Origin of the sequence: Croceitalea rosinachiae (assembly GCF_031846445.1) — a bacterium.
Taxonomy (GTDB): domain Bacteria; phylum Bacteroidota; class Bacteroidia; order Flavobacteriales; family Flavobacteriaceae; genus Croceitalea; species Croceitalea rosinachiae.
Genome location: NZ_JAVRHR010000002.1, coordinates 698,904 through 718,566, shown reverse-complemented (window position 1 = coordinate 718,566; position 19,663 = coordinate 698,904). Strand labels below are relative to the sequence as shown.

Here is a 19,663-nt window from a genome sequence, read left to right as displayed (position 1 = left end):
CCTAAGAACAATAGAGTGGGAAAATAAGCGTTTTTAAATCATGCAGTTTTTGAACAAACAGATTGAAGTTCTGTCTAAGAAGAAAAAACCATCCTTGATAAGAAGGCAAATTTCATGCGGAATTTTTCAAGAAGTGCCACAAGCTTCTTCTGAAAACAATCAAGAAAAAATATTAGATTAATCTTTAAATATAGACTTGTCCAAGCCTGGAATAAGATTCAAAGCATTTTTGTAGTAGACTTTTTTGAGAACACCATCGGGTAAATCCAATCCATACATTGCCCAAAACGCATGGTATTTTTTATAATACGGAAAGTACTCATCAGCGGTTTCTAAAACTCTAAAGTAGGTAGGGAACTCTTCTGGTTTCCAGCTATCTTTTCCAAAGAGAATACGGTCTTGATATTTTATAAAAAATGCTTTTGCTTGTTTTGGTTGACGTCCTAATTCTGCAATAACAGCTGCAATTCCCACAGACATATTAGGTATTTCATCTAGCAACTCCCCTAGCCTTTTCAAATCGTTTGCATACCACCCCATATGGGCATTGATAAATTTAGTTTTTGGATGTTTTTTAAACATTCTATGCTGTTCGTCAATAATTTGTTGCCAAGGAGCTGGATTAGTGTCTGAACGTTTTCTTCTAGGTCTAGTTTTAAGTTCTAACCATCGTTCGTTATCACTGTTCATTGGATCCCAAAATGGTTTGGGGTCGGCAGCATGAATTAAAACAGGAATTCCCAATTCACCGCATTTGGCCCATACGGGATCTAAACGTGGGTCATCAATAGCTATTCTTTTTCCATATATATCTTTATTCCGTAGTCCGAGGCTTTTGTAAACTTTTAACCCTTTCGCTCCAGCTTTTATATCAGCATCAAGTTGTGCAGCCGCCTTTGCACCCCAGCCACTGTTTCCTACACCGCTAAAATCTACATTGGCAAAAATTGCGAATCGATTTGGATAGCGGTCATTAACATTTTTGAGCATAGCACGAAGTCCTTGCCCTGAACCACCACTTAAATTAACCATGATTCCTTCATTAAGTTTATCCATATCAGCTATTAGTGTGGACAAATCTTGTTCGGCCATTCTAAACTGATGACTATGGACATCTATAAATTTAAATTTTGCACTTGAGGTAGGATTTTCAGGAACTATTAGAGTTGACTTCGGATTATAATCTTCAAAACTCATTTCTTGAGCTGAGATTAACGTTACAGAAAGTAAGATAATCAGAATCAAAATTTGTTTCATCTTTCTTTAATTGAGGGTTTACTTTGATCTAACTAGTAGTTGATTATAAGTTTCTGGGGTATCAATATCTATTTCCTTTCCATTAGGATTTAAGCTGCTTAAATATTGAACATGTCTTTGCATCAAAGATCTGGCACCATAGTCTTTGCTCAATTTACGCAATTCATTGAACAATGAATTGTGAAAAAAAGCAGGGACACCATTTTTATCTCCATAAGACGTGGCTACTATTCTGTTTTTTGAAGTGCCAAAAAGTTGATTTAACTCATTTAAATAGCTACCATCCAATAGTGGTTGATCGCCCAACATAATCAAAAGCGCATCAAAAAGATGACCTTTTTGAATCTTTGATACTCCTACTGCAATTGAAGTTCCCATGCCTTGTTTCCAACTAGGGTTAAAAATAACAGAAACCTCATTTGATAATGTTTTTTCAATGGAATCTTTATTAGCTCCAAGTACTACAAAAATATGTTCAGAGACATAATTGGCTTGGGCAATAGCATGATTTAATAGCGTAGTTTCACCCCAAGGTAACAACTGTTTGCTTTGTCCCATACGAGTTGATGCTCCAGCTGCAAGTATTAAAACAGCTATATTATTGTTTTTTTCATTAGGCATGAATTCTACCTGATTTTTCTTTAAGTAGTATCGGTTGCACTTTGTTGGTGACCGATAGAATTTCGGCGACTACAGAAACAGCTATTTCTTGCGGAGTTTCTGCCCCAACTGCTATACCCGCCGGTCCATGAATTTGAGCAATGAACTCTTCAGAAACGTTAGGGAACCTCTCTATCAAATCATCAAAAAGTTTCTCTCGTCTTCTTGCTGGCCCCAATAAACCAAAGTATGCTGGTCGCTCATTTTTAAGTGAAATCAAATATTGTAAGTCTTTTACATAACTATGAGTCATCAAAACAACAGCAGTTTGCTTGTCAACATTTAGTCTTAGCGTTTCTGGATCGGTGTTTAAAAAATCAGTTGCACCAGGAAAATCTGTCAAAGTCTTACCTTCTTTAGGGTTGGCAACCACGGTTACTTCCCATCCTGTCATGGAAGCATATCCGCATAATTGCACGGCATCATGTTCTGCCCCGATAATAATCATTTTAAAACAAGGATTTAATGTATGAGAGAAAATCAGATTATCAGCTTTTTGGGAAAAAGAATTTTGTAGGGGTTGAGTCTGGTCTTCAAACTTAAAAACAGAGCCGAAAGTCACATCTTCTAAATGCTCTTTTTGAAAATAACTTTCAATTAAAAAGTTTTTTCGATTTTTAATGGTGCTCCAAAAGGTTTCTAAAAAAATAGCGTTTGGTTCAAAATATTCTAAAAGAATATATAGGATACCTTCACAACCCAAACGATATCGCCCATCATAAGTCATCACTTTTGCAACTTTGCTTTTAAAAACTGAAGCTGCCTGAAGAAATACTTCCTTCTCTACGCATCCTCCGCTAACGGCGCCCACCATTTTACCATCTTCTTGCAAAAGCATACGAACTCCTGGTCTGCGATATGACGAACCATCAAGGGCAACCACTGTTGCTAAAACACATTTTATGTTATTGGCGGCAGCTTGTTCATAGGCCTTGACTATTTTTTTGAGCTCATGGGTCATTTTATACTATTCTTTTAGTAGGAATGAAAACTACTTCTTGACCTATCTTATATGCACGATTTGGTGCAAGTTTGATAAAACCATTTGATTTGGTCAAACTTGTTAAATCACCAGAGCCATTACTATGAATCAGATTTGCAACTATTTTTGAGGATTTTAGTATAGCCTTAGCTCTAATGAATCGAGTCAAGTCGGTTGTATTTTCAAACTCCTCCTCTAAAATTACGTTTATTTCATGATTCTGTAGTCCCAAAGATTTGTTAAGCCACGGAAGAAAGTACACATAAAAATTAGCAAAAGTTGAACCTGGATTGCCAGGGAATCCAAAAATGGTAGTTTGCGTAGCTTGATGCTTACCAAACCAAAATGGTTTACCAGGTCGCTGCTTTACTTTATGAAATATTTTTGTAATTCCCAATTCTAGGAAAACTTCGGGGAGATAATCGTACTTCCCTTTTGACACGCCGCCGCTCAATAACACTACATCATTCTCGGACATTATAGTGGTCAGGGCATTCATTGTATCTATTTTATCATCAGCTATGTGAATGGTATCTGGTGAAATACCCTTGTCAAGAAGCCCCGCTTCAAGTGTATAGGAATTTGATTTTCTTATTTGATGTGGTTTGGGGGTTTCATCTACATTCACTAATTCATTTCCGGTGGAAACCAAACATACCTTTGGGTTCTTTTTGACCAATATAGTAGACTTTCCCACTGATGCCAAAATCCCTATTTCAGCAGCTGCAATTCGTAACCCCTTTTTTAAGATCAAGGCTCCCTCTTGTTCATCAGTACCTTTTGAATGAATGTTCTGACCTTTTATAATGGGTTTAGTTAAGGCTGCAAACCCATCTTGAATTGTAATATGTTCATACATTACAACGGTATCTGAATTTTTTGGCAAGACAGCTCCCGTCATGACCTCAATACAACTTGTGTTGTCATTGAGGGTTAATTGAGGAGTTCCGGCAGGGGCTATCGCTTGAATTTTAAATTTGGATATTCCTTTTGAAATACCATGATAGTTTAAGGCGATACCATCTTTAGTAGCCCTATTAAAAGGCGGAAAATCACGGTCAGCAAAGACGTTTTCAGCTAAAACTCTTCCATTAGCTTTATGTAAGGGAATAGAAACTTCTCCATATTCATTGGAATTACCTAAAACGAATGCCAATGCCTCTTGAAATTCAATCATGAAAATAAATTAATTTGTAATCCGTTATTAAGTAGTACGCGAACACCTACAAATAAAACCAAAAATGCTGTTAGTAAGCGTATACCTTTTGCTGAAATCTTACCTAAGCTCAAGCGCACGCCGATTTGTCCACCAGCCAAGACGGCAATCAAAAGACCGATTATCTCGGGCCAAAATAATTCAAAAGTCCCGCTAGCAACCAGGCCCGTAATCCCCGAAATTGAATTTACAAGAATGAAAAAACTGGCCAGAGCAGCAATGGTAATGGGTTTGTCCCATCTCATTTGATTTAGAATTGGTGCCAAAAAAATTCCGCCGCCAATTCCTACTAACCCAGATAATAAACCAATACCTGCACCGAGCAAATAGGACATGCTACGAGGGTATTTTGAAGGCGTATAATTGGGTTTTAAATTCATGGTTTGAAACACCAATGCCACTGCAGAAATAATCAAAGTACTACCAAGTATTATAAAAAATATCGTCTCACTTAATTGAAAGGATGCTCCTAAAAAGGCCATAGGAACACTGGTTACAATAAAAGGTAAAAACTTTTTAAACTTTAAGTGGCCATTTTTGTAAAACAAATAACAACTGCCCAAAACGACTATTAAATTACAAAGTAAGGCTGTACTTCTGATAACAAAGAAGCCAGTAAGCAATAAAGTCAGAATTGCTAGGTAACTAGAGCCTCCACCAAAGCCAACAGAGGCGTACAAAAGCGCTACTACAAGGAAAACCAGCATCAACAATGCTAAATCACCAAAAGCTAATGACATATTAAGGCCATTTTGCCCATACCCCCCGAAACACTGTACATGCTTGTATTTGAGTATTCTTTCTGGAGCGACTGCAATGCGATTTCACTACGTTTGCCCGACTGACAAATAAAATAAACCGGCATAGAAAAATCAATGCTCTGTAGACTGTTTTCCAACTCAGGTAATGGAACATTAATTGCATTTGGTAGATGAAATTCTTCAAACTCATCTGGATTGCGAACATCAACTAGCTGAACGAAATGTCTTTTATTAAGTTCATCAAAATCTTCAGCCTCAATACTGTTTTCTATAGAACACAATGAAAAGCCGTAATCTTCTTTTAGTTCAACAATCGTTTTGTTCTCTACTCGAGCCTTAAAACCAATCTTTTGTATTGTTTGTGTCAATCCATCAAATAACAATAATTTTCCTGATAACACCTCTCCCACTTCCGTAATTACTTTTACTACTTCTAGAGCCTGCAGTGTTCCTATAATTCCTGGTAAAATGCCTAAAACACCATTTTCATCACAATTTAGGATTTCATTGTTTTTTGGCATATTGGGAAACAAGCAACGATATGTTGGTCCGTTTTTAAAATTGAAAACGCTTATTTGCCCTTCAAAGGCATGCAACGCACCATAAATAAAGGGTTTGTTCAAAATGACACAAGCATCGTTAATCAAATAGCGGGTAGCGAAATTATCTGTAGCATCTACTACAACATCAAAATCTTTTATAATAGTAAGAGCGTTGTCCTTAGTCAAAAACTCAGTGAATGCTTTGACAATAGTATTGGAATTCTGTGCTCTTAGTTTTTCAAAAGCTATACTCAACTTTTGTTTGCCTAAATCGGTTTCGCTGTACAATACCTGTCGTTGCAGATTATGTAGTTCAATGATGTCATTATCCATGATACCAATAGTACCTACTCCCATGGCATTTAAATAAGTGGCAACAGGTATTCCCAATCCACCCAAACCAATTATTAATATCTTACTATTGGCTAATTTTAGCTGATTCTCTGCACCAAAACTTTCTAAACTTGTTTGCCTTAAATACCTGGTATCATCATTCATCTTCGACTTTTGATTTTGCAAATTCATATTCTGATAATGAATTGGCATTAAACAAAACTTCATCAGTCTTAGGAAAAATCAATTTCACATCTGAATTTATCAAAAATTTCCTGGGACATGAACTCCCTGCGGTTTGCATATAAGCAATGGCTTTTTGTAGTCCAAAAGGTTCCCAGATAGCTGCCAAAGGCTCCGGAAGTCCACTTTCTTTAGTAGCATAAGCGGTAGCAGCTTTATTTGTATCACGCTGCACGACCAAGTTCCTTAATGACTTTTGGTTTAATAATGGCAAATCACAAGCTAAAACTAACCAAGCAATTTTTGGGTAGGCTTTATGTGCGCTTAAAATACCATTCAATGGACCGCGATATTCATCCTCATCTAGGATTGCATCAAATTTATTTTGTAATTGATCTTCTTGTTCTGAGCGAATACTTAAAAAGGTCTTATCACAAACTTGTTCAGCAAGTTGATACATATATTCACGTTGTGGAATGCCATCATAGTAAGTAATAAGCCCCTTATCGTTGCCCATTCGAGTGCTTTTTCCGCCTGAGAGTATTAAACCATATAGTTTAGTCTTGCCCATAATATGCTCTTAGATTAACCTCCAATAGAAGTCATTGAACTCTCAAAGACCCCTGTATGTTCTTTTTGTGCATCAAACCCGCTCTTGGCACGATTACCCACGGCTCTCAAGATTGCATTTTCAACTCCTACTTTGGTGTCTTTGCCTCGTAATATAGTTCTAAGATTTGCTTTTGGGCTTCCGTACAAACAAGTAATAACATCTCCTGTTGCTGTTATTCTTAGGCGGTTACAACTGCCACAGAAGGTGCGACTAAAAGAAGGTATTAATCCAAAGGTGCCTTTATGATCTTTAATTTTATAATTAATAGATGTTGATGTTTTTGGAGATTCTAATTTGAGATAATCAGGGAAGTGATTTGTGATATGAGCTAAAATGACTTGATAATCCCAAGCAATTTTCTGAAATGATTTACTACCGCCATTAAATGGCATTTCTTCTAAAAAACGAACGGAAACAGGATAATGCTTCATTAATGCTAGTATAGGAATAATATCCTGCTCATTTTGTCCATCTAGAACGATAAAATTAATGCGGACATTAAAACCTTCCGTAATTAATCTAATTAGATTACCATGAACTGTATCGTATTGATTTCTTCGTGTTATTCTTTCAAAAGTTGTCCTATCTATTGCATCAAGACTTACATTGATGTTTTTAATCCCAAGGTTCTTTAACTCATCAATATATGGTCCAATTAGAGTTGCATTCGTAGTGATAGAAATGTCATCAAGGCCATCTAATTGCTTAAGATAACGGAGTAATTCCATCAAATTTTTACGTACGAATGGTTCCCCACCAGTAATTCTAATTTTATTCACACCTTGACTAACTAAAACCTTGCTTACTTTTTTAAGCTCATCGATGGTCAATAGCTTGTCATTATTAACAAAATTTATGCCCTCTGCAGGCATACAATAATTACAACGCAAGTTGCACCTATCAGTGACAGCTAAACGCAAATAATTGATTTCTCTATTGTGATTATCTACTAACATTCAAAGTCGGAGTTATTAACTTCCAATTTTATCCACCACTAACTGGCGGAATTAATGCAATTTCGTCATAAGAATTGATTTCTTCATGGTCTTCTGCATAATTGTTGTTTACGGCAATTGCAAGGGAAGAAAGTTTATCTAATTCAGGATACGTATTTCCCAAAAAACCACGTAATTCTTTTACGGTTTTCGGAATGCTTCTTCCGGAAATGCTAGCTGTAGGTATAGAAAGAGAGGGGCTACCAACAATATCTTTGGTAACCCCAAACAATAAAATTGTCATATTCATTATCCTATTACAGGTTCTTCTAGAACTTTTAATAATTCCGGATTCTTAGTAAATGGCTGTTGGTAAATACGCCTGCCAGTAGCGGCCTTTAAGGCATTAGCGACAGCGCCACCCGCCGGTGGTAATGTTGGTTCACCTAGACCAGTTGGGGCCAATTCATTCTGAATTAAATGGACTTCGACTTTTGGGGCTTCTTTCATTCTAATTAAGCGATAACGGTCGAAGTTATGCGCTATTGGTATTCCTTCATTAAAACCAAAATCACCGTACATAGAATGTCCTACCCCATCAATTACGCCGCCTTCTATTTGATTTAGTGCTCCTAATGGATTTACTACGATTCCACAATCTACGACACAAGTGATTTTCTTAACCACTGGACTATCATTTTCGATAACGACATCAGCCACTTCTGACACATGGGTATTATGACAATAGTAATTCACAAAACCTTGGTAAACTCCTTTTGGTTGAGTTCCCCATCCTGATTTTTCAACTGCAGTTTCAATTACTTTTATCATTCGCTCGGGTGAATATTCAATACGCTCGTCCGCATCAGCATCTACTTTTTTGAGTAAGTCAAGGCGCAATTGTACTTTATCAACTTCCATAACTTCTGCAAGTTCATCAAAGAAACTTTGCTCCGCATATGCCAAGAAATTAGTGTACGGAGCCCTCCAAGCTCCGGTGGTAATGTTACTCTTGTAGCTTTTGGTGTCAACTTGATAATTTTCAATCGCTCCAGCGGGGAAGAAATTTGGAATCAAGCCATACATATTATCATTGATAGCAGCTTCTTTTAAATGATAACCCGTTATTTGGCCATCCTTTACAGAAGCTTTAATACGATATTTTATTGCTGGTCGATAAACCCCCACTGCCATATCATCTTCCCTACTATAAATGACTTTTACCGGTTTTCTAATCGCATCTGAGATTTCAGCAGCTTCCACTACAAAATCTCCATACAAACGACGACCAAAGCCGCCACCCATTCGAGTCATTTCAAGTAATATTTCATCCTCTTCCCTACCTAATAATTTTGCAATTAATCCCGCTTTCCATGCAGGGGTCTGTATTGGTCCGACCAAGTGCACTTTCTCATCGGTTACATCTGCAAAAAAGTTCATGGGCTCCATACAGTTATGTGGTAAGAAAGGAGATTCATAGGTGCGTTCTAAAACCATATCTGCTTCTGCAAATGCCTTTTTGACATCGCCATCTTTTCGCCTTGTATCGAACTGTGTACCATCTAAAAAACCAGTCAACATTTGGTCGTGATTTGCGGTACTTTCCATAAGAATATCGTTTTCCCACTCTGCTTTTATGGCTTCTTTTGCCTTCATGGCTTGCCAAGTAGATTCAGCAATCACAACAACCTTGTCACTGCTTGATATTTTACTTTCAAAGCTAGGGTCTTCTTCAAAAAGCTTTTGGACTTTTTCTCCTATTTTAATAATATCAATAACTCCAGGCATTGATTTGGCCTCAGTATCATCATAGGATATTAACTTATGCCCAAAAGCCGGAGGACGTAAAACCGAGGCATAGACCATACCTTCTTTTTTATAATCCAATCCAAACAGTGGTTTACCTGTCGTAATTTTATCGATATCGACATTTTGAATATTTTGACCAATGATTTTATAATCCTTAGGGTCTTTAAGTTTTATATCTTCTGGAACTTCCAATAAGGCAGCTTCATTTACCACATCTCCATAACCTAGGGTTTCACCTGCTGCATTTGTGATTACTCCTTCACTCACCATGCACTCAGATGGGTCAACTCCCCAACGAGTTGCAGCGGCATTAATCAACATTTGCTTTGCTGTCGCGCCCGTTTGCCGCAAAGGTTCCCAGCCATGGCGGATAGATTGACTACCACCAGCGACTTGACGTGTATAATTTTCAGTATCTAGAATCCCTTGTTCTACGTAAACGTTTTCCCAGGCAACATCTAATTCTTCAGCTATGAGCATAGGCATTGCCGTTTTCACTCCTTGCCCTATTTCAGGATTTGGAGAAAAAATGGTGACCTCACCAGTCTCCGCAATTTTAATAAAAGCATTGAAATCTTTATAATCCAGTTGCGACAAGTCAATTTCAGGCTCTAACTTTACTTCGGGCTTACAGGATTGAAGCAGATTGAATCCAATCAGCATTCCTCCACCTGCTAAGGAAGAAGTTCTCATAAAAGCCCTTCTACTAAATGTAATATTTGATTTTGTTGACATTTTTTTGGGTTTTATGACATTTGTTCAGCAGCTTTTTCAACCGCTCTATATATTCTATTGTAAGAAGCACATCTACATATATTTCCGTGCATGGCATCTTTGATTTCTCCTTCTGTAGGATTAGGGTTCTTTTCTAAGAAAGCAGAGGCTGTCATTATCTGACCGGCCTGGCAATATCCGCATTGCGGTACATCAACTTCCTTCCAAGCTTCTTGAACAGGGTGTTTTCCATCTTCAGAAAGGCCCTCAATTGTAGTAATAGATTTTCCATCAAGTTGTTCCAATGTCATGGAGCAACTTCGCATAGCTGTCCCATCAACATGAATTGTGCACGCACCACACTGACCTATTCCGCAGCCATACTTGGTGCCCACTAAATCTAAATGATCTCTTAAGACCCATAATACGGGAGTATCAGCTGAAACATCTACTGATTGAGACTTCCCATTTACTTTGATTTGATACGTCGGCATAGTTTATTGAATTGATTCTTTGTTGGCTTCAAGTTACCAAAAATTAAAAAGGATTGCTGATTTTTAACAGCTAGTATTTTTCTTTAACAATTTTTTACAAGTAATCAATTTTTTGATCGTACAATCTTATCCCTTATTTCTCTCCATGTAACCAAAATAATATTGTTTTCTTTTAACAGCTTTTGGCAAACCTCACTTGAAAAGAAATCATTGTCAGCTTGACGCCAAGTTGATCCCCAATTCCTTTTTCCAATGGTTACTGCACGCATTTCTTCGTCATCATACGCCAAATGAATTAGAAAAGTATTCAATCCTGGTTCTAATTTGTTTATAGTTTTGGTATAAAAATTATCCATACCATTTTCGAAATCTATAGGGCTGGCGGTATATAATTTATCCACTGTTATTTGATTTCCTTCTAACATTAAGTTCATAATCTCGGTTTCTTTAAGCATATCGTTTTCTACCAATAAAACTGGCAACTGAAATTGATTGCCAACTTCTAAATATTTCTTTAAAAATTCTTTAGAAGAAACTGCAGTACCCATATGCGCATCAAGGTGAGTGACGTCAATTTTATTTTGTAATGCCTTCTTAACTTGATTTTTCAATTCAAGTCTTATATGTTCAGGATTGCCATTTTGAACGACTGCAGGAATGTTGTCATAGAAGAATCCATTTTTATTAACTATGGTATTAACAGAATCCTTTGAAGTGACTGGACCCCATTTATAAGAAGTCCACTCGCTATTAAGTGTTAAATGAACTCCAATATCAAAATTGCTATTGTTTTTGAAATACTGAGCAACCTCAGGAAACCAAGGGCATGGAACCATTATACTCCCAGAATTAACTGGTGTAGATTCCAAACTCTTGATACTGGCCCTATTTTCTGAATGGCTAAGACCTAAATCATCGGCATGAATTATAAGTAATTTTGCTTCCTTTGGATAACCCAACTTTTGAGCCACATTTTGTGAGTAAGACAGCTCGTGGGCGCACAATAAACTTATCAGAATAATTATTTTGATGTTATTTGTCATAAGAAACAATTGTTATTGAAACTACAAAATTTTCTTAATGTACACTATTGGTTTAGTTTTTGCGTTGTTTGGAAAGAACCATAAAATTTTGAAAATGAAAACCTACGCGAAGTCTTTTCTGTCGATACTTGTTTTTGTCCTTTTCGTTTCTTGCGGTAATTCTGATGATGACGTGAATTTTAATCTCAATCAAGGAGAACTCGGCAAAGGTGAAAACCCCGATTCTTGTTTAGGATTTGATGATAACGAACTTTTATTGTCAATTCAAGAAGAATTTACAACATTACCTGGCAAAGTATCCATACTGTTCAAAGTAACCGATATGCTCGGGAATCCTATTTCTGGACTATCTGCTGACCAGTTCACTATTTACGAGCAAGGTAGAAATGATGACTGCTTTAATACAATTTCATCTTCTGAATCTTTTGCAAGAATTTCACCTAACTCACAAGTTTTTAATAACAATACCCTTCTTGTTCTCGATTTAAGCAATTCTGTTTTACAAAGTAGTCTTGATGAGCTAAAAGTAGCATCAACAAGTTTTGTGAATAATGTGATGCCATCGCCTGCTACCGATTGGTTCAAAATGGCCATTTATTGGTTTGATGGTGAAGATGTACTGCACTTATTAAATCCGCTAACGTCTTCCATAGCCGAACTTACTGCTGCGATTGATGGTATAGATGAAAATATTAGTAATGACCCTTCGACAGACCTTTATGGTGCTGTAATTAAATCGACCAATATTGCTGAAGAGTTGATTCAAGAAACGAATCAAAATGAAGCGATTGGGGCTGCTTCTGTGGTTTTGTTTACAGATGGAACGGACCAGGCATCCCGATTTACAGAGCAAAGTGCTTTAAACGCTGTCAATAACGCCAACCCAAATATTTCATTTTTTACCATTGGCCTAGGCGCGGAGATTGACACCCAAATTTTAAGTGATATTGGTAAAACTGCAAGTGTAGTGGCAAGCGATGCCGCAGAATTGGAGACTACTTTTAACCAAATATCAGCTCGTGTATCTGAACAAGCAAACAGTTTTTATCTTTTTGAGTATTGTACCCCCAAACGTGATGGTAGCGGCGAAAATAATTTAGTTATTCAGTTGACTGATGGAGCGTTACAAGGTGCAGTGCAAACAAAGTTTAATGCCACCGGTTTTATTGGAGGTTGTGAATAGCATCTTTTCATTATTTTAATGTATTGATTTTAGTATATTGTGGGTTAATTTATATTTTATACCCATATGAAATTCATTGTACTATTTCTAGCAATTTGTCTGCTAACATTATGTGTAACTGCTCAAGAAGTAAATCCTTTAGAAGGAAGGTGGGACATAGAAATGGATTTTGAAGGTAAAAAAGTTCCTTCTTGGTTAGAAATAAGACATTCAGGTCATGCTACGTTAGTTGGTCGATTTGTATTTGCTTTTGGCAGCGCTCGACCCATTGCTGAAATCGTTGAAAATGAGGGTTCTATAGGTTTTGCCATTCCTAGACAGTGGGAACCGGAAGGTGGAGATATGGAATTCAATGCCGAACTTATAGATTCTGAACTTATAGGCACCATGACATATGTTGATGGGAAACAATATAATTGGAAAGCCTCTAGAGCTCCTGACTTAATTCGTACTTCAAGCGTAAAATGGGAAAATCCAATTGTACTTTTTAATGGAAGTGACCTAAGTGGATGGCATGCAGAAGGTGAAAATCAATGGGTGGTTGAAAATGGAATTCTAAAAAGTCCACAGTCTGGTTCAAACCTTATTAGTGATGAAAAGTTTACTGATTTTAAAGCACATATAGAATTTCGGTACCCAAAGGGCAGCAATAGCGGCGTTTATCTTAGAGGGCGCTATGAAGTTCAGATAGCGGATAATATAGGATTACCAGCTTCAGACATATATTTCAGTGGGATTTATGGCTTTTTAGAGCCTAATGAAAATGTCGCAAAAGCCGCTGGTGAATGGCAGACATATGATATTACTTTAATCGGTAGAAGAGTTACTGTGGTTGCCAATGGAAAAACGGTAATTAATGACCAAACCATTCCTGGAATTACTGGAGGTGCTATCGATAGCAAAGAAGGGGAACCAGGACCATTTTTAATTCAGGGGGATCATGGTCCTATAGAATTCAGAAAGTTTGTGGTCACTCCAGTCCAATAAATTAAGCTACCAACTTTTTTACTTTACTACTGGCTGAACATTAATATTTCGCCATTTGACCTTAATTCCACCTCCATCATGTATTTGCAAGGCAATAGCACCTTTACCTTTGCCAATTTTTTCATCTTTTATTTGAACCATTTCCACTCCATTAAGATAGGTAGTGATTTCGGCCCCATTGGCAATGATTTTCATGCTGTTCCATTGTCCCATTTTCAGCATATTGTCCTTACCGCTATCTGGTTTAATCAGCCAACCTCGCCCATAAGATTCATAAATACCTCCGGTATGCTTTGTCGGTGGGGCAACCTCTACCTGCCACCCAGTTACCTTTGTCCCCTCAAAAGTAGATCTAAAGAATACCCCGCTGTTTCCATTAGCTTCTTGTTTGAACTCTAAAGTCAATTCAAAATTGTCATAGTGCTTTTCCGTGGATAAATATCCGTAAGCCTCATCAGGTCCACTTTCGCAAATCAATTCTCCATTTTCAACATACCATTTTTCGGTACCGTGGATAACCCAGCCATCTAAATTTTCACCATTAAAAAGAGTGGTTTTTTTCTGTCCAAAGGTCGTAAGACTAATTGCAAATAATAATAGATAGAGAAGATGGCTTTTTTTCATTTTAAAGTGTTTTTTGATTAATTGAAAGATACTGAAATTCTTTATAACTGTTTTTCGACTCTTTAGTATCTAATAAAAAGTAGGGTTTCATGGCCCATTGGTTGTTTTATTATTGAAAACTTATTAGAACATCCTAAAAACTAAACATTTATTAAACTCAAAAAAACACTATTATGGATGTTATTCAAGATGTATTAAAAAATGGACCTATAGCTGCATTTCCCTTTTGGACTCAGGGGATTTTACTTTCTATCTTTTCAAGTATTGTTTGTACACTAATGGGTATGTTGGTTGTTTTATTGACTTATGAAAGCGGTATTGCCATTCAATTTGGTTATTAGCGATAAATCAGCGCATTTGAAAAATTTTGATTATCCAATGGTTTTCTAACATCAATTAAAAAACCATTAATAATAGCGTGCGTTATTTTGCCGTTTTTCTCAAGAAAAAAGGTCGGATTCATGCCCGGTTGCAATCTAAAGTCATTTAATTTATAGTTGGTGGGCACTACATGTAATGGAGAGTTAGAATACTTAAGCTCTTTAGGGATATTGGTCATTCTGATATAAGCTTGACCGAATTTTAAAAATGATTCACTATTTAAGATGTAAAAGCCTTCTTCATTTCCACTTGAAGGAACTGTTTTTGCTACCATTCGTGGAGGAACTATTTTGTAACCAGCTCCATCAAAATTCTCATAACCATAGTAGGTTGATAGGTCTCCTTGATCCGCAATAACACTCTTGTAATGAAATTTTATACGCCTTTCATTATCAATTTCATTTCTGTGAATTCCTAAATCCAAAACATAATTCTTACCTAAAAGTTCATAAGTGACATTCTCAATTTTTAAGTCAAATAACTTTCTGTCATTTTGAGGAATTTCTTCATATTTATCAATGGAAATATCCTTATAACTGCCATTTGCAATGGTATAAATTGCAGAAAGAAGAGAAACATAATTAAGTTTTCGAATCTCTTGTTTTTCAGCATCATTCTTGTAACCTCCAGATTCTATCAAAATGGTACTGGTGCCCCATTTTTGGATATTATCTCCGAAAGCCCTTGGTTCAAAAGCATCATTATATCGCCCCACTTGACCAGGTGCATAACGCTGAATAACAGTATTCATGAATACTATTACTTTCATAGCATTACCTCGCTTTTCATTGATTTCTTTTTCATAATTGTATGCAGGAGCTAAATAAGATATTGTTGCTGGTTTAGGTGTGCGTTCTGCATTATAATATGTGCTTTGATCGTGAAGATTAAAACCAAAATCTGCATCTAAACTGTCTCTAACTCTTTTTAAAGTCTGCCCTTCTGGTGATTGTAAACGTAAAGCATCACGATTGATATCAATACCTAAGGTATTCCGGCGCTGATATTTTTCAGCCCCATCAGGATTTAACATCGGTAAAAAATGTAATTTTAATTTAGAGAGAATCAGCGCTTTTTCTTTTTGAAGATTATCTGAATCTAAAAAATTAAAAATATCAAAAATGGCCTGTGTCGCTGTTGGCTCATTACCATGCATTTGTGACCATAAAAAAACATTAATTTTACCTGTGCCGATACTAATTAAGTTCAAATCTCGACCTTCAATAGACTCGCCAACCTTATTCACCTCAAACAGAGCATTTGTAGAAAGGTCTTCAATCAAAGGTTCTAGCTGAATGTATTTGATTCGTCTTTTACTTAAAGTGATTTCTTTATATTTTCCATAGGTCTCATATAGTTTTTCAGTAATCTCTTGTGACTCTCCAAAATGAAAAACAAATAAAGAGGTCAATAAAACTAAAAATCTTGATTTCATAATTTTCACTTTTCAGGAACGGCTTTAAAATTAAACTTTTTAGTAGCTTTTCGCACCTTTTTCATGAACTCTTCCCCCGGATCAGTCTTTTCTGTTCTATAGCCATCATCAACTTCTAACCAAAGTGGATGATCTTCAAAATCGGTATACTCGTAATGCCCAATCAAATATTCAATATCATATTTTTCAGCTAGATGCTTTACCAGCCAAATATTCGCTTTTAGCTGCGCTTTTGTCAACGGTAAATCAGAAGTTCCACCCACATTTTCAACCCCTATGGCACAATGGTTTAAACCGATAACATGCCTTGCCATTATAGTCTCTGGCATTAAACGGTGAATAGTGCCATCTCTGTCTACCAAAAAATGTGCGGAAACATTTAAACCACTTACATTTTCAATATCAGGTCGCCAATTAGGAAGTGTAGGATTTTTGAAAGCCTCAAATGATTCCTCAAAAGTTGGAATCACGGTCCAATGAAGTACTATCATTCTTGGTAGTATGTCAGGAGAATCTTGTTCTAGCTTATAACGCCGTGATAAATACTCCTTGGTTAGTTCTATACGTTCTTTGCTAAAGGTGATGGGCTTGTCTACAATCGATTTCTTCGTAGTGCACGAAATCAAAAAAATGTATACAATTAAAAGTGTACTATATCTTTTTGTTCTTTTCATTTTGTATTTAATGTATCAATTGGTATTGCATAACAAATCTGTAAATTTTTCTTCCCCCAATTTCTTGCTGATTTTACATCATTACCCATATAAATATCGATTCTGTTTGTCCATTTACGGTTCATCTTGTCCTTTACATAAAAAGTATCAGGGAAAGTATCGATTTTTACCATTGTATTGTGATCTATGCCTAATGTCAATAAATCCCTTGAAACCGCAATACACTTCATACCAGGTATTAAGGTGTCTCCCCATGCAGCTATGTTAGGATTACCAAGCGTTTGCCAAGTCACCGAATTATATGCAGATACGGTAACTTGATGCCCAAACCAGTTGTGTTTATTAGGGGATATACTTTTTTTATTCTGATTGCAACTTGCTAGAATAACAAGAAGTATAAACAAGAAAAAAACAAGTGATTGTTTCAATTCAATTTGTTTTCCAGTATTAGTATGTCTACATTATTCTCTGACCATCGTTTTGATAAATCTTTGGGCACTGGAGTAAAAACATAGGTAAAAGAACTTAAAATAATATCTTCATCACCATCACTATCAATATCAGCCGCATCCATTAGAAACCACCGTCCTGCATTTGGATCCGTTAAAACTTTAGTGGTAAAATTATAATTTTTTGAATCTTTATTCTCTAAATAAACAAACGAAAGCTCCGGTGCTTTTTCGTAATCAGGGAAAGTACTAATCAACCCGAAATCTACATCACCATCTTGATCAAAATCTCTTGCTAGTACACGGGTAGCTCCATTTAAAGGATAGAAATAAGTCTCTTTGAAGTTATTTGACCCATCATTTAAATGAATTCGCATGCCATGGTAGGGCTTGTGAACATAAGATTTGTCGGCATTATCGCCATTTACAGTAATAATATCATCAAAACCATCTCCGTTATAATCTACCAATTCATACCAACTACTGCCATATACAGAACGAAACTCAAGCACCTTATCAGCTCTGAACTTAAGGTTATCTTCTTGGTACAATATGGTTATACTTTCCATTGCCTGAGAAGTCAATGTTATCAAATCTGTTCTACCGTCTTTATTCATGTCTTTTGCTATGGTTCTGATACAGCCAGGTTGATTCAATAATTCCTTTTTGTAGTAACCCATACTATCGTTTTTAATCAGTAGGGATAAACTACCGGTCTTGTCTCCAAACTCACTAACGACCAATTCTTGTTTCCCATCTTTGTTTAAATCTTCCACTAAAGTATGTACTGGTCTATGAAATTTAATACTTAAACCAAGCGTATCCCCACTAATTTTAGAAAACAACTTTCCTTGTTCCAACTCTGAAGGATCTAAAATTCCTACCTCAGTAACTATTTCTAATGACTCTTGGTGATTGAACCAAGTAATAGGTGTTTTACCCTGATAGTGTTGGGTAATGTTATTTGAATTGAAATTGTATGAGCGTAAACTACTAGAGATATCACCAAAAAATAATCGTTGTTGATCTGATTCTAAATAAGTTATAAATGCACCGTTCTGATCATCTAAGGCTAGGGGTTTGGAATGAAATTGTTCAATAATAGAGTTGTTAGGTAGCTGTGTTAAAGGTAATTTGTCAGGTGCTAAAGAGATAATATAATTCTTTAACAGAAGCCAGTCTTGAAGTTTGATTTTTGGTCTAAATCCCGACTTCGCAGTAATTGGATTTTGATACATTTCTTCAATATCCATTCTAGATAACATATCAGGAAGAATGGAATTCTCCCAGATATCTTTTGGAAGCTCATCAATTTTTGGGACAATATGACAGCTGGCGCAATACTGATTATAAAGAACTTCTTCCCTTTTCTGTTTCTTTGAGTTACAAGAATTTAAGCCTAACAAATAAATAGCTGAGAGCGCCATAAACGTTAAAAAATTCTTGTTTGAAAGCATATAGCCGATTTGGTACTAAAATACGAGCATTTTTGGCCTATTTCCTAATTTGGTAATGGAACATAAGAAGTATCATTTTCCATCATTGGAAAACTCTTATTTTTCCACGCCTTTTTTGCTTCCTCAATTTTCTCTTTTGAGCTAGAAACATAGTTCCAGTAAATATATCGTTCTTCAGGAAAGGGTTCACCACCAAAAAGTAAGAGATGTGAGTTTGGATTTAGGGTTATATCACATGTGTCTTCAACTTTAGAAACTAAAATATTACCTTTTCCTACAGTTTCTCCACAGGCCGCAATACTGCCTTTAACAATACAAATGCCTATTTCTCCTTTAAGTTTACCATTGATATTAAGTGCAAAAGTATCTGCGTTTTTGATTTCAACCATAAATAGTGATGAATAGGTAGGTACCGGTGACTTTTGACCATACCCCTCACCCGCTATTAAAGTGAATTTTGCAGAGCCTTCTTCCCATTTTGGTAACTCAGCTCCTTTCATATGATGAAAATCAGGAGCCACATCTTCTAAATCCTTGGGCAGTGCCACCCATATTTGATAGCCGTGAGCTATAAATTCGCTGCCATTTCGCAGATTTTTTGGGGTTCGTTCAGAATGTGACACTCCTTTTCCAGCTGTCATCCAATTTACTGAGCCGGGCTGTATCAATTGCTTTGTACCGATACTATCTTCATGCATAATTTCGCCCTCAAGCATAAAAGTAAGGGTAGAAAGACCAATGTGTGGATGTTGGTCTACATCCATATATTTTGTAGGACCTAATTTTGTAGGTCCCATATGATCTATAAATATAAATGGACCTATCATTCTTTTTTTTCGAAATGGAATTAATCTGCCTACCAAAAAGTCTCCAATATCACGACTACGTTCTTCAATAATCAATCCAATATTTGACATAGTGTAAATGCTTA

Annotated in this window: 22 protein-coding genes; 4 read left to right on the top strand and 18 right to left on the bottom strand. The window is 36.3% G+C overall.

Annotation, left to right across the window (positions count from 1 at the left end):
* Positions 1 to 40 precede the first annotated feature (40 nt).
* Positions 41 to 181 (top strand): hypothetical protein, encoded by a 141-nt coding sequence (locus tag RM706_RS11030; protein ID WP_311351406.1) that lies wholly within the window; start codon positions 41 to 43, stop codon positions 179 to 181.
* Here the strand turns inward: RM706_RS11030 and RM706_RS11025 are convergent.
* The 12 genes from RM706_RS11025 to RM706_RS10970 form a co-directional block, all read right to left on the bottom strand.
* On the bottom strand, positions 178 to 1,257 hold the full coding sequence (locus tag RM706_RS11025; RefSeq protein WP_311351404.1) for an amidohydrolase family protein: 1,080 nt from the start codon (positions 1,255 to 1,257) through the stop codon (positions 178 to 180). The genes RM706_RS11030 and RM706_RS11025 overlap by 4 nt on opposite strands.
* 18 nt (positions 1,258 to 1,275) lie before the next feature.
* Entirely contained in the window at positions 1,276 to 1,878 is a 603-nt protein-coding gene (locus tag RM706_RS11020) for a nucleotidyltransferase family protein (protein WP_311351402.1), read from the bottom strand.
* Positions 1,871 to 2,878, bottom strand: a complete 1,008-nt coding sequence (locus tag RM706_RS11015; RefSeq protein ID WP_311351400.1) for an XdhC family protein — start codon at positions 2,876 to 2,878, stop codon at positions 1,871 to 1,873. Before RM706_RS11015 ends, RM706_RS11020 begins: the two co-directional genes overlap by 8 nt.
* A gap of 1 nt (position 2,879) precedes the next feature.
* Positions 2,880 to 4,076: a molybdopterin molybdotransferase MoeA gene (locus tag RM706_RS11010; RefSeq protein WP_311351397.1), complete on the bottom strand. Its 1,197-nt coding sequence runs from the start codon at positions 4,074 to 4,076 to the stop codon at positions 2,880 to 2,882.
* The gene (locus tag RM706_RS11005) at positions 4,073 to 4,855 is read right to left on the bottom strand and encodes a sulfite exporter TauE/SafE family protein (RefSeq protein WP_311351395.1); all 783 of its coding nucleotides are present in this window, start codon (positions 4,853 to 4,855) and stop codon (positions 4,073 to 4,075) included. The genes RM706_RS11010 and RM706_RS11005 overlap by 4 nt, the downstream gene beginning before the upstream one ends.
* Positions 4,846 to 5,916 carry a ThiF family adenylyltransferase gene (locus tag RM706_RS11000; protein WP_311351393.1) on the bottom strand — a complete coding sequence of 357 codons (1,071 nt, stop codon included), beginning with the start codon at positions 5,914 to 5,916 and terminating at the stop codon, positions 4,846 to 4,848. Before RM706_RS11000 ends, RM706_RS11005 begins: the two co-directional genes overlap by 10 nt.
* Positions 5,909 to 6,505 carry an NTP transferase domain-containing protein gene (locus RM706_RS10995; RefSeq protein ID WP_311351391.1) on the bottom strand — a complete coding sequence of 199 codons (597 nt, stop codon included), beginning with the start codon at positions 6,503 to 6,505 and terminating at the stop codon, positions 5,909 to 5,911. Before RM706_RS10995 ends, RM706_RS11000 begins: the two co-directional genes overlap by 8 nt.
* 14 nt (positions 6,506 to 6,519) lie before the next feature.
* A complete protein-coding gene (gene moaA / locus RM706_RS10990) occupies positions 6,520 to 7,503 on the bottom strand; it encodes a GTP 3',8-cyclase MoaA (protein WP_311351389.1) in 984 nt (327 codons plus the stop codon).
* 28 nt (positions 7,504 to 7,531) lie between these two features.
* Positions 7,532 to 7,786, bottom strand: a complete 255-nt coding sequence (locus tag RM706_RS10985; RefSeq protein ID WP_311351387.1) for a MoaD/ThiS family protein — start codon at positions 7,784 to 7,786, stop codon at positions 7,532 to 7,534.
* 5 nt (positions 7,787 to 7,791) lie between these two features.
* On the bottom strand, positions 7,792 to 10,026 hold the full coding sequence (locus RM706_RS10980; RefSeq protein WP_311351385.1) for a xanthine dehydrogenase family protein molybdopterin-binding subunit: 2,235 nt from the start codon (positions 10,024 to 10,026) through the stop codon (positions 7,792 to 7,794).
* 11 nt (positions 10,027 to 10,037) lie between these two features.
* Positions 10,038 to 10,499, bottom strand: a complete 462-nt coding sequence (locus tag RM706_RS10975; RefSeq protein WP_311351383.1) for a (2Fe-2S)-binding protein — start codon at positions 10,497 to 10,499, stop codon at positions 10,038 to 10,040.
* Positions 10,500 to 10,603: 104 nt separating this feature from the next.
* Positions 10,604 to 11,542: a polysaccharide deacetylase family protein gene (locus tag RM706_RS10970; protein ID WP_311351381.1), complete on the bottom strand. Its 939-nt coding sequence runs from the start codon at positions 11,540 to 11,542 to the stop codon at positions 10,604 to 10,606.
* Between the two features lie 94 nt (positions 11,543 to 11,636).
* Between RM706_RS10970 and RM706_RS10965 the strand changes: the two genes are divergently transcribed.
* A complete protein-coding gene (locus RM706_RS10965) occupies positions 11,637 to 12,725 on the top strand; it encodes a vWA domain-containing protein (RefSeq protein ID WP_311351379.1) in 1,089 nt (362 codons plus the stop codon).
* Between the two features lie 66 nt (positions 12,726 to 12,791).
* The gene (locus tag RM706_RS10960; protein ID WP_311351377.1) at positions 12,792 to 13,712 is read left to right on the top strand and encodes a 3-keto-disaccharide hydrolase; all 921 of its coding nucleotides are present in this window, start codon (positions 12,792 to 12,794) and stop codon (positions 13,710 to 13,712) included.
* Between the two features lie 18 nt (positions 13,713 to 13,730).
* Here RM706_RS10960 and RM706_RS10955 read toward each other — a convergent pair whose 3' ends face one another.
* Positions 13,731 to 14,336 (bottom strand): 3-keto-disaccharide hydrolase, encoded by a 606-nt coding sequence (locus RM706_RS10955; RefSeq protein WP_311351375.1) that lies wholly within the window; start codon positions 14,334 to 14,336, stop codon positions 13,731 to 13,733.
* A gap of 173 nt (positions 14,337 to 14,509) precedes the next feature.
* Between RM706_RS10955 and RM706_RS10950 the strand changes: the two genes are divergently transcribed.
* Complete coding sequence (locus RM706_RS10950; protein ID WP_311351372.1) at positions 14,510 to 14,677, top strand: hypothetical protein; 168 nt, start codon at positions 14,510 to 14,512, stop codon at positions 14,675 to 14,677.
* On the opposite strand, the gene RM706_RS10945 is transcribed toward RM706_RS10950, so the two are convergent.
* The 5 genes from RM706_RS10945 to RM706_RS10925 are packed head-to-tail and all read right to left on the bottom strand — an operon-like array spanning position 14,674 to position 19,649.
* Complete coding sequence (locus RM706_RS10945) at positions 14,674 to 16,152, bottom strand: M14 family metallopeptidase (protein WP_311351369.1); 1,479 nt, start codon at positions 16,150 to 16,152, stop codon at positions 14,674 to 14,676. The two genes, RM706_RS10950 and RM706_RS10945, sit on opposite strands and share 4 nt — an antisense overlap.
* Positions 16,153 to 16,157: 5 nt before the next feature.
* On the bottom strand, positions 16,158 to 16,826 hold the full coding sequence (locus RM706_RS10940; protein WP_311351367.1) for an N-acetylmuramoyl-L-alanine amidase: 669 nt from the start codon (positions 16,824 to 16,826) through the stop codon (positions 16,158 to 16,160).
* A complete protein-coding gene (locus RM706_RS10935) occupies positions 16,823 to 17,254 on the bottom strand; it encodes a 3D domain-containing protein (protein ID WP_311351365.1) in 432 nt (143 codons plus the stop codon). The genes RM706_RS10940 and RM706_RS10935 overlap by 4 nt, the downstream gene beginning before the upstream one ends.
* Positions 17,251 to 18,732: an FG-GAP repeat domain-containing protein gene (locus RM706_RS10930; protein WP_311351363.1), complete on the bottom strand. Its 1,482-nt coding sequence runs from the start codon at positions 18,730 to 18,732 to the stop codon at positions 17,251 to 17,253. The genes RM706_RS10935 and RM706_RS10930 overlap by 4 nt, the downstream gene beginning before the upstream one ends.
* A gap of 44 nt (positions 18,733 to 18,776) precedes the next feature.
* On the bottom strand, positions 18,777 to 19,649 hold the full coding sequence (locus tag RM706_RS10925; protein WP_311351361.1) for a pirin family protein: 873 nt from the start codon (positions 19,647 to 19,649) through the stop codon (positions 18,777 to 18,779).
* Between the last annotated feature and the right edge of the window lie 14 nt (positions 19,650 to 19,663).

Excerpts from the sequence above, each read along its gene's own strand:
- RM706_RS10940 (WP_311351367.1), bottom strand. The coding sequence starts at position 16,826 with ATGAAAAGAACAAAAAGATATAGTACACTTTTAATTGTATACATTTTT.
- RM706_RS10970 (WP_311351381.1), bottom strand. The coding sequence starts at position 11,542 with ATGACAAATAACATCAAAATAATTATTCTGATAAGTTTATTGTGCGCC.
- RM706_RS10985 (WP_311351387.1), bottom strand. The coding sequence starts at position 7,786 with ATGACAATTTTATTGTTTGGGGTTACCAAAGATATTGTTGGTAGCCCC.
- RM706_RS11015 (WP_311351400.1), bottom strand. The coding sequence starts at position 2,878 with ATGACCCATGAGCTCAAAAAAATAGTCAAGGCCTATGAACAAGCTGCC.
- RM706_RS10960 (WP_311351377.1), top strand. The coding sequence starts at position 12,792 with ATGAAATTCATTGTACTATTTCTAGCAATTTGTCTGCTAACATTATGT.
- RM706_RS10950 (WP_311351372.1), top strand. The coding sequence starts at position 14,510 with ATGGATGTTATTCAAGATGTATTAAAAAATGGACCTATAGCTGCATTT.
- RM706_RS10995 (WP_311351391.1), bottom strand. The coding sequence starts at position 6,505 with ATGGGCAAGACTAAACTATATGGTTTAATACTCTCAGGCGGAAAAAGC.
- RM706_RS10945 (WP_311351369.1), bottom strand. The coding sequence starts at position 16,152 with ATGAAATCAAGATTTTTAGTTTTATTGACCTCTTTATTTGTTTTTCAT.
- RM706_RS10925 (WP_311351361.1), bottom strand. The coding sequence starts at position 19,649 with ATGTCAAATATTGGATTGATTATTGAAGAACGTAGTCGTGATATTGGA.
- moaA (WP_311351389.1), bottom strand. The coding sequence starts at position 7,503 with ATGTTAGTAGATAATCACAATAGAGAAATCAATTATTTGCGTTTAGCT.
- RM706_RS10980 (WP_311351385.1), bottom strand. The coding sequence starts at position 10,026 with ATGTCAACAAAATCAAATATTACATTTAGTAGAAGGGCTTTTATGAGA.
- RM706_RS11010 (WP_311351397.1), bottom strand. The coding sequence starts at position 4,076 with ATGATTGAATTTCAAGAGGCATTGGCATTCGTTTTAGGTAATTCCAAT.
- RM706_RS11000 (WP_311351393.1), bottom strand. The coding sequence starts at position 5,916 with ATGAATGATGATACCAGGTATTTAAGGCAAACAAGTTTAGAAAGTTTT.
- RM706_RS11005 (WP_311351395.1), bottom strand. The coding sequence starts at position 4,855 with ATGTCATTAGCTTTTGGTGATTTAGCATTGTTGATGCTGGTTTTCCTT.
- RM706_RS11030 (WP_311351406.1), top strand. The coding sequence starts at position 41 with ATGCAGTTTTTGAACAAACAGATTGAAGTTCTGTCTAAGAAGAAAAAA.
- RM706_RS10965 (WP_311351379.1), top strand. The coding sequence starts at position 11,637 with ATGAAAACCTACGCGAAGTCTTTTCTGTCGATACTTGTTTTTGTCCTT.
- RM706_RS11025 (WP_311351404.1), bottom strand. The coding sequence starts at position 1,257 with ATGAAACAAATTTTGATTCTGATTATCTTACTTTCTGTAACGTTAATC.
- RM706_RS10930 (WP_311351363.1), bottom strand. The coding sequence starts at position 18,732 with ATGCTTTCAAACAAGAATTTTTTAACGTTTATGGCGCTCTCAGCTATT.
- RM706_RS10955 (WP_311351375.1), bottom strand. The coding sequence starts at position 14,336 with ATGAAAAAAAGCCATCTTCTCTATCTATTATTATTTGCAATTAGTCTT.
- RM706_RS10975 (WP_311351383.1), bottom strand. The coding sequence starts at position 10,499 with ATGCCGACGTATCAAATCAAAGTAAATGGGAAGTCTCAATCAGTAGAT.
- RM706_RS11020 (WP_311351402.1), bottom strand. The coding sequence starts at position 1,878 with ATGCCTAATGAAAAAAACAATAATATAGCTGTTTTAATACTTGCAGCT.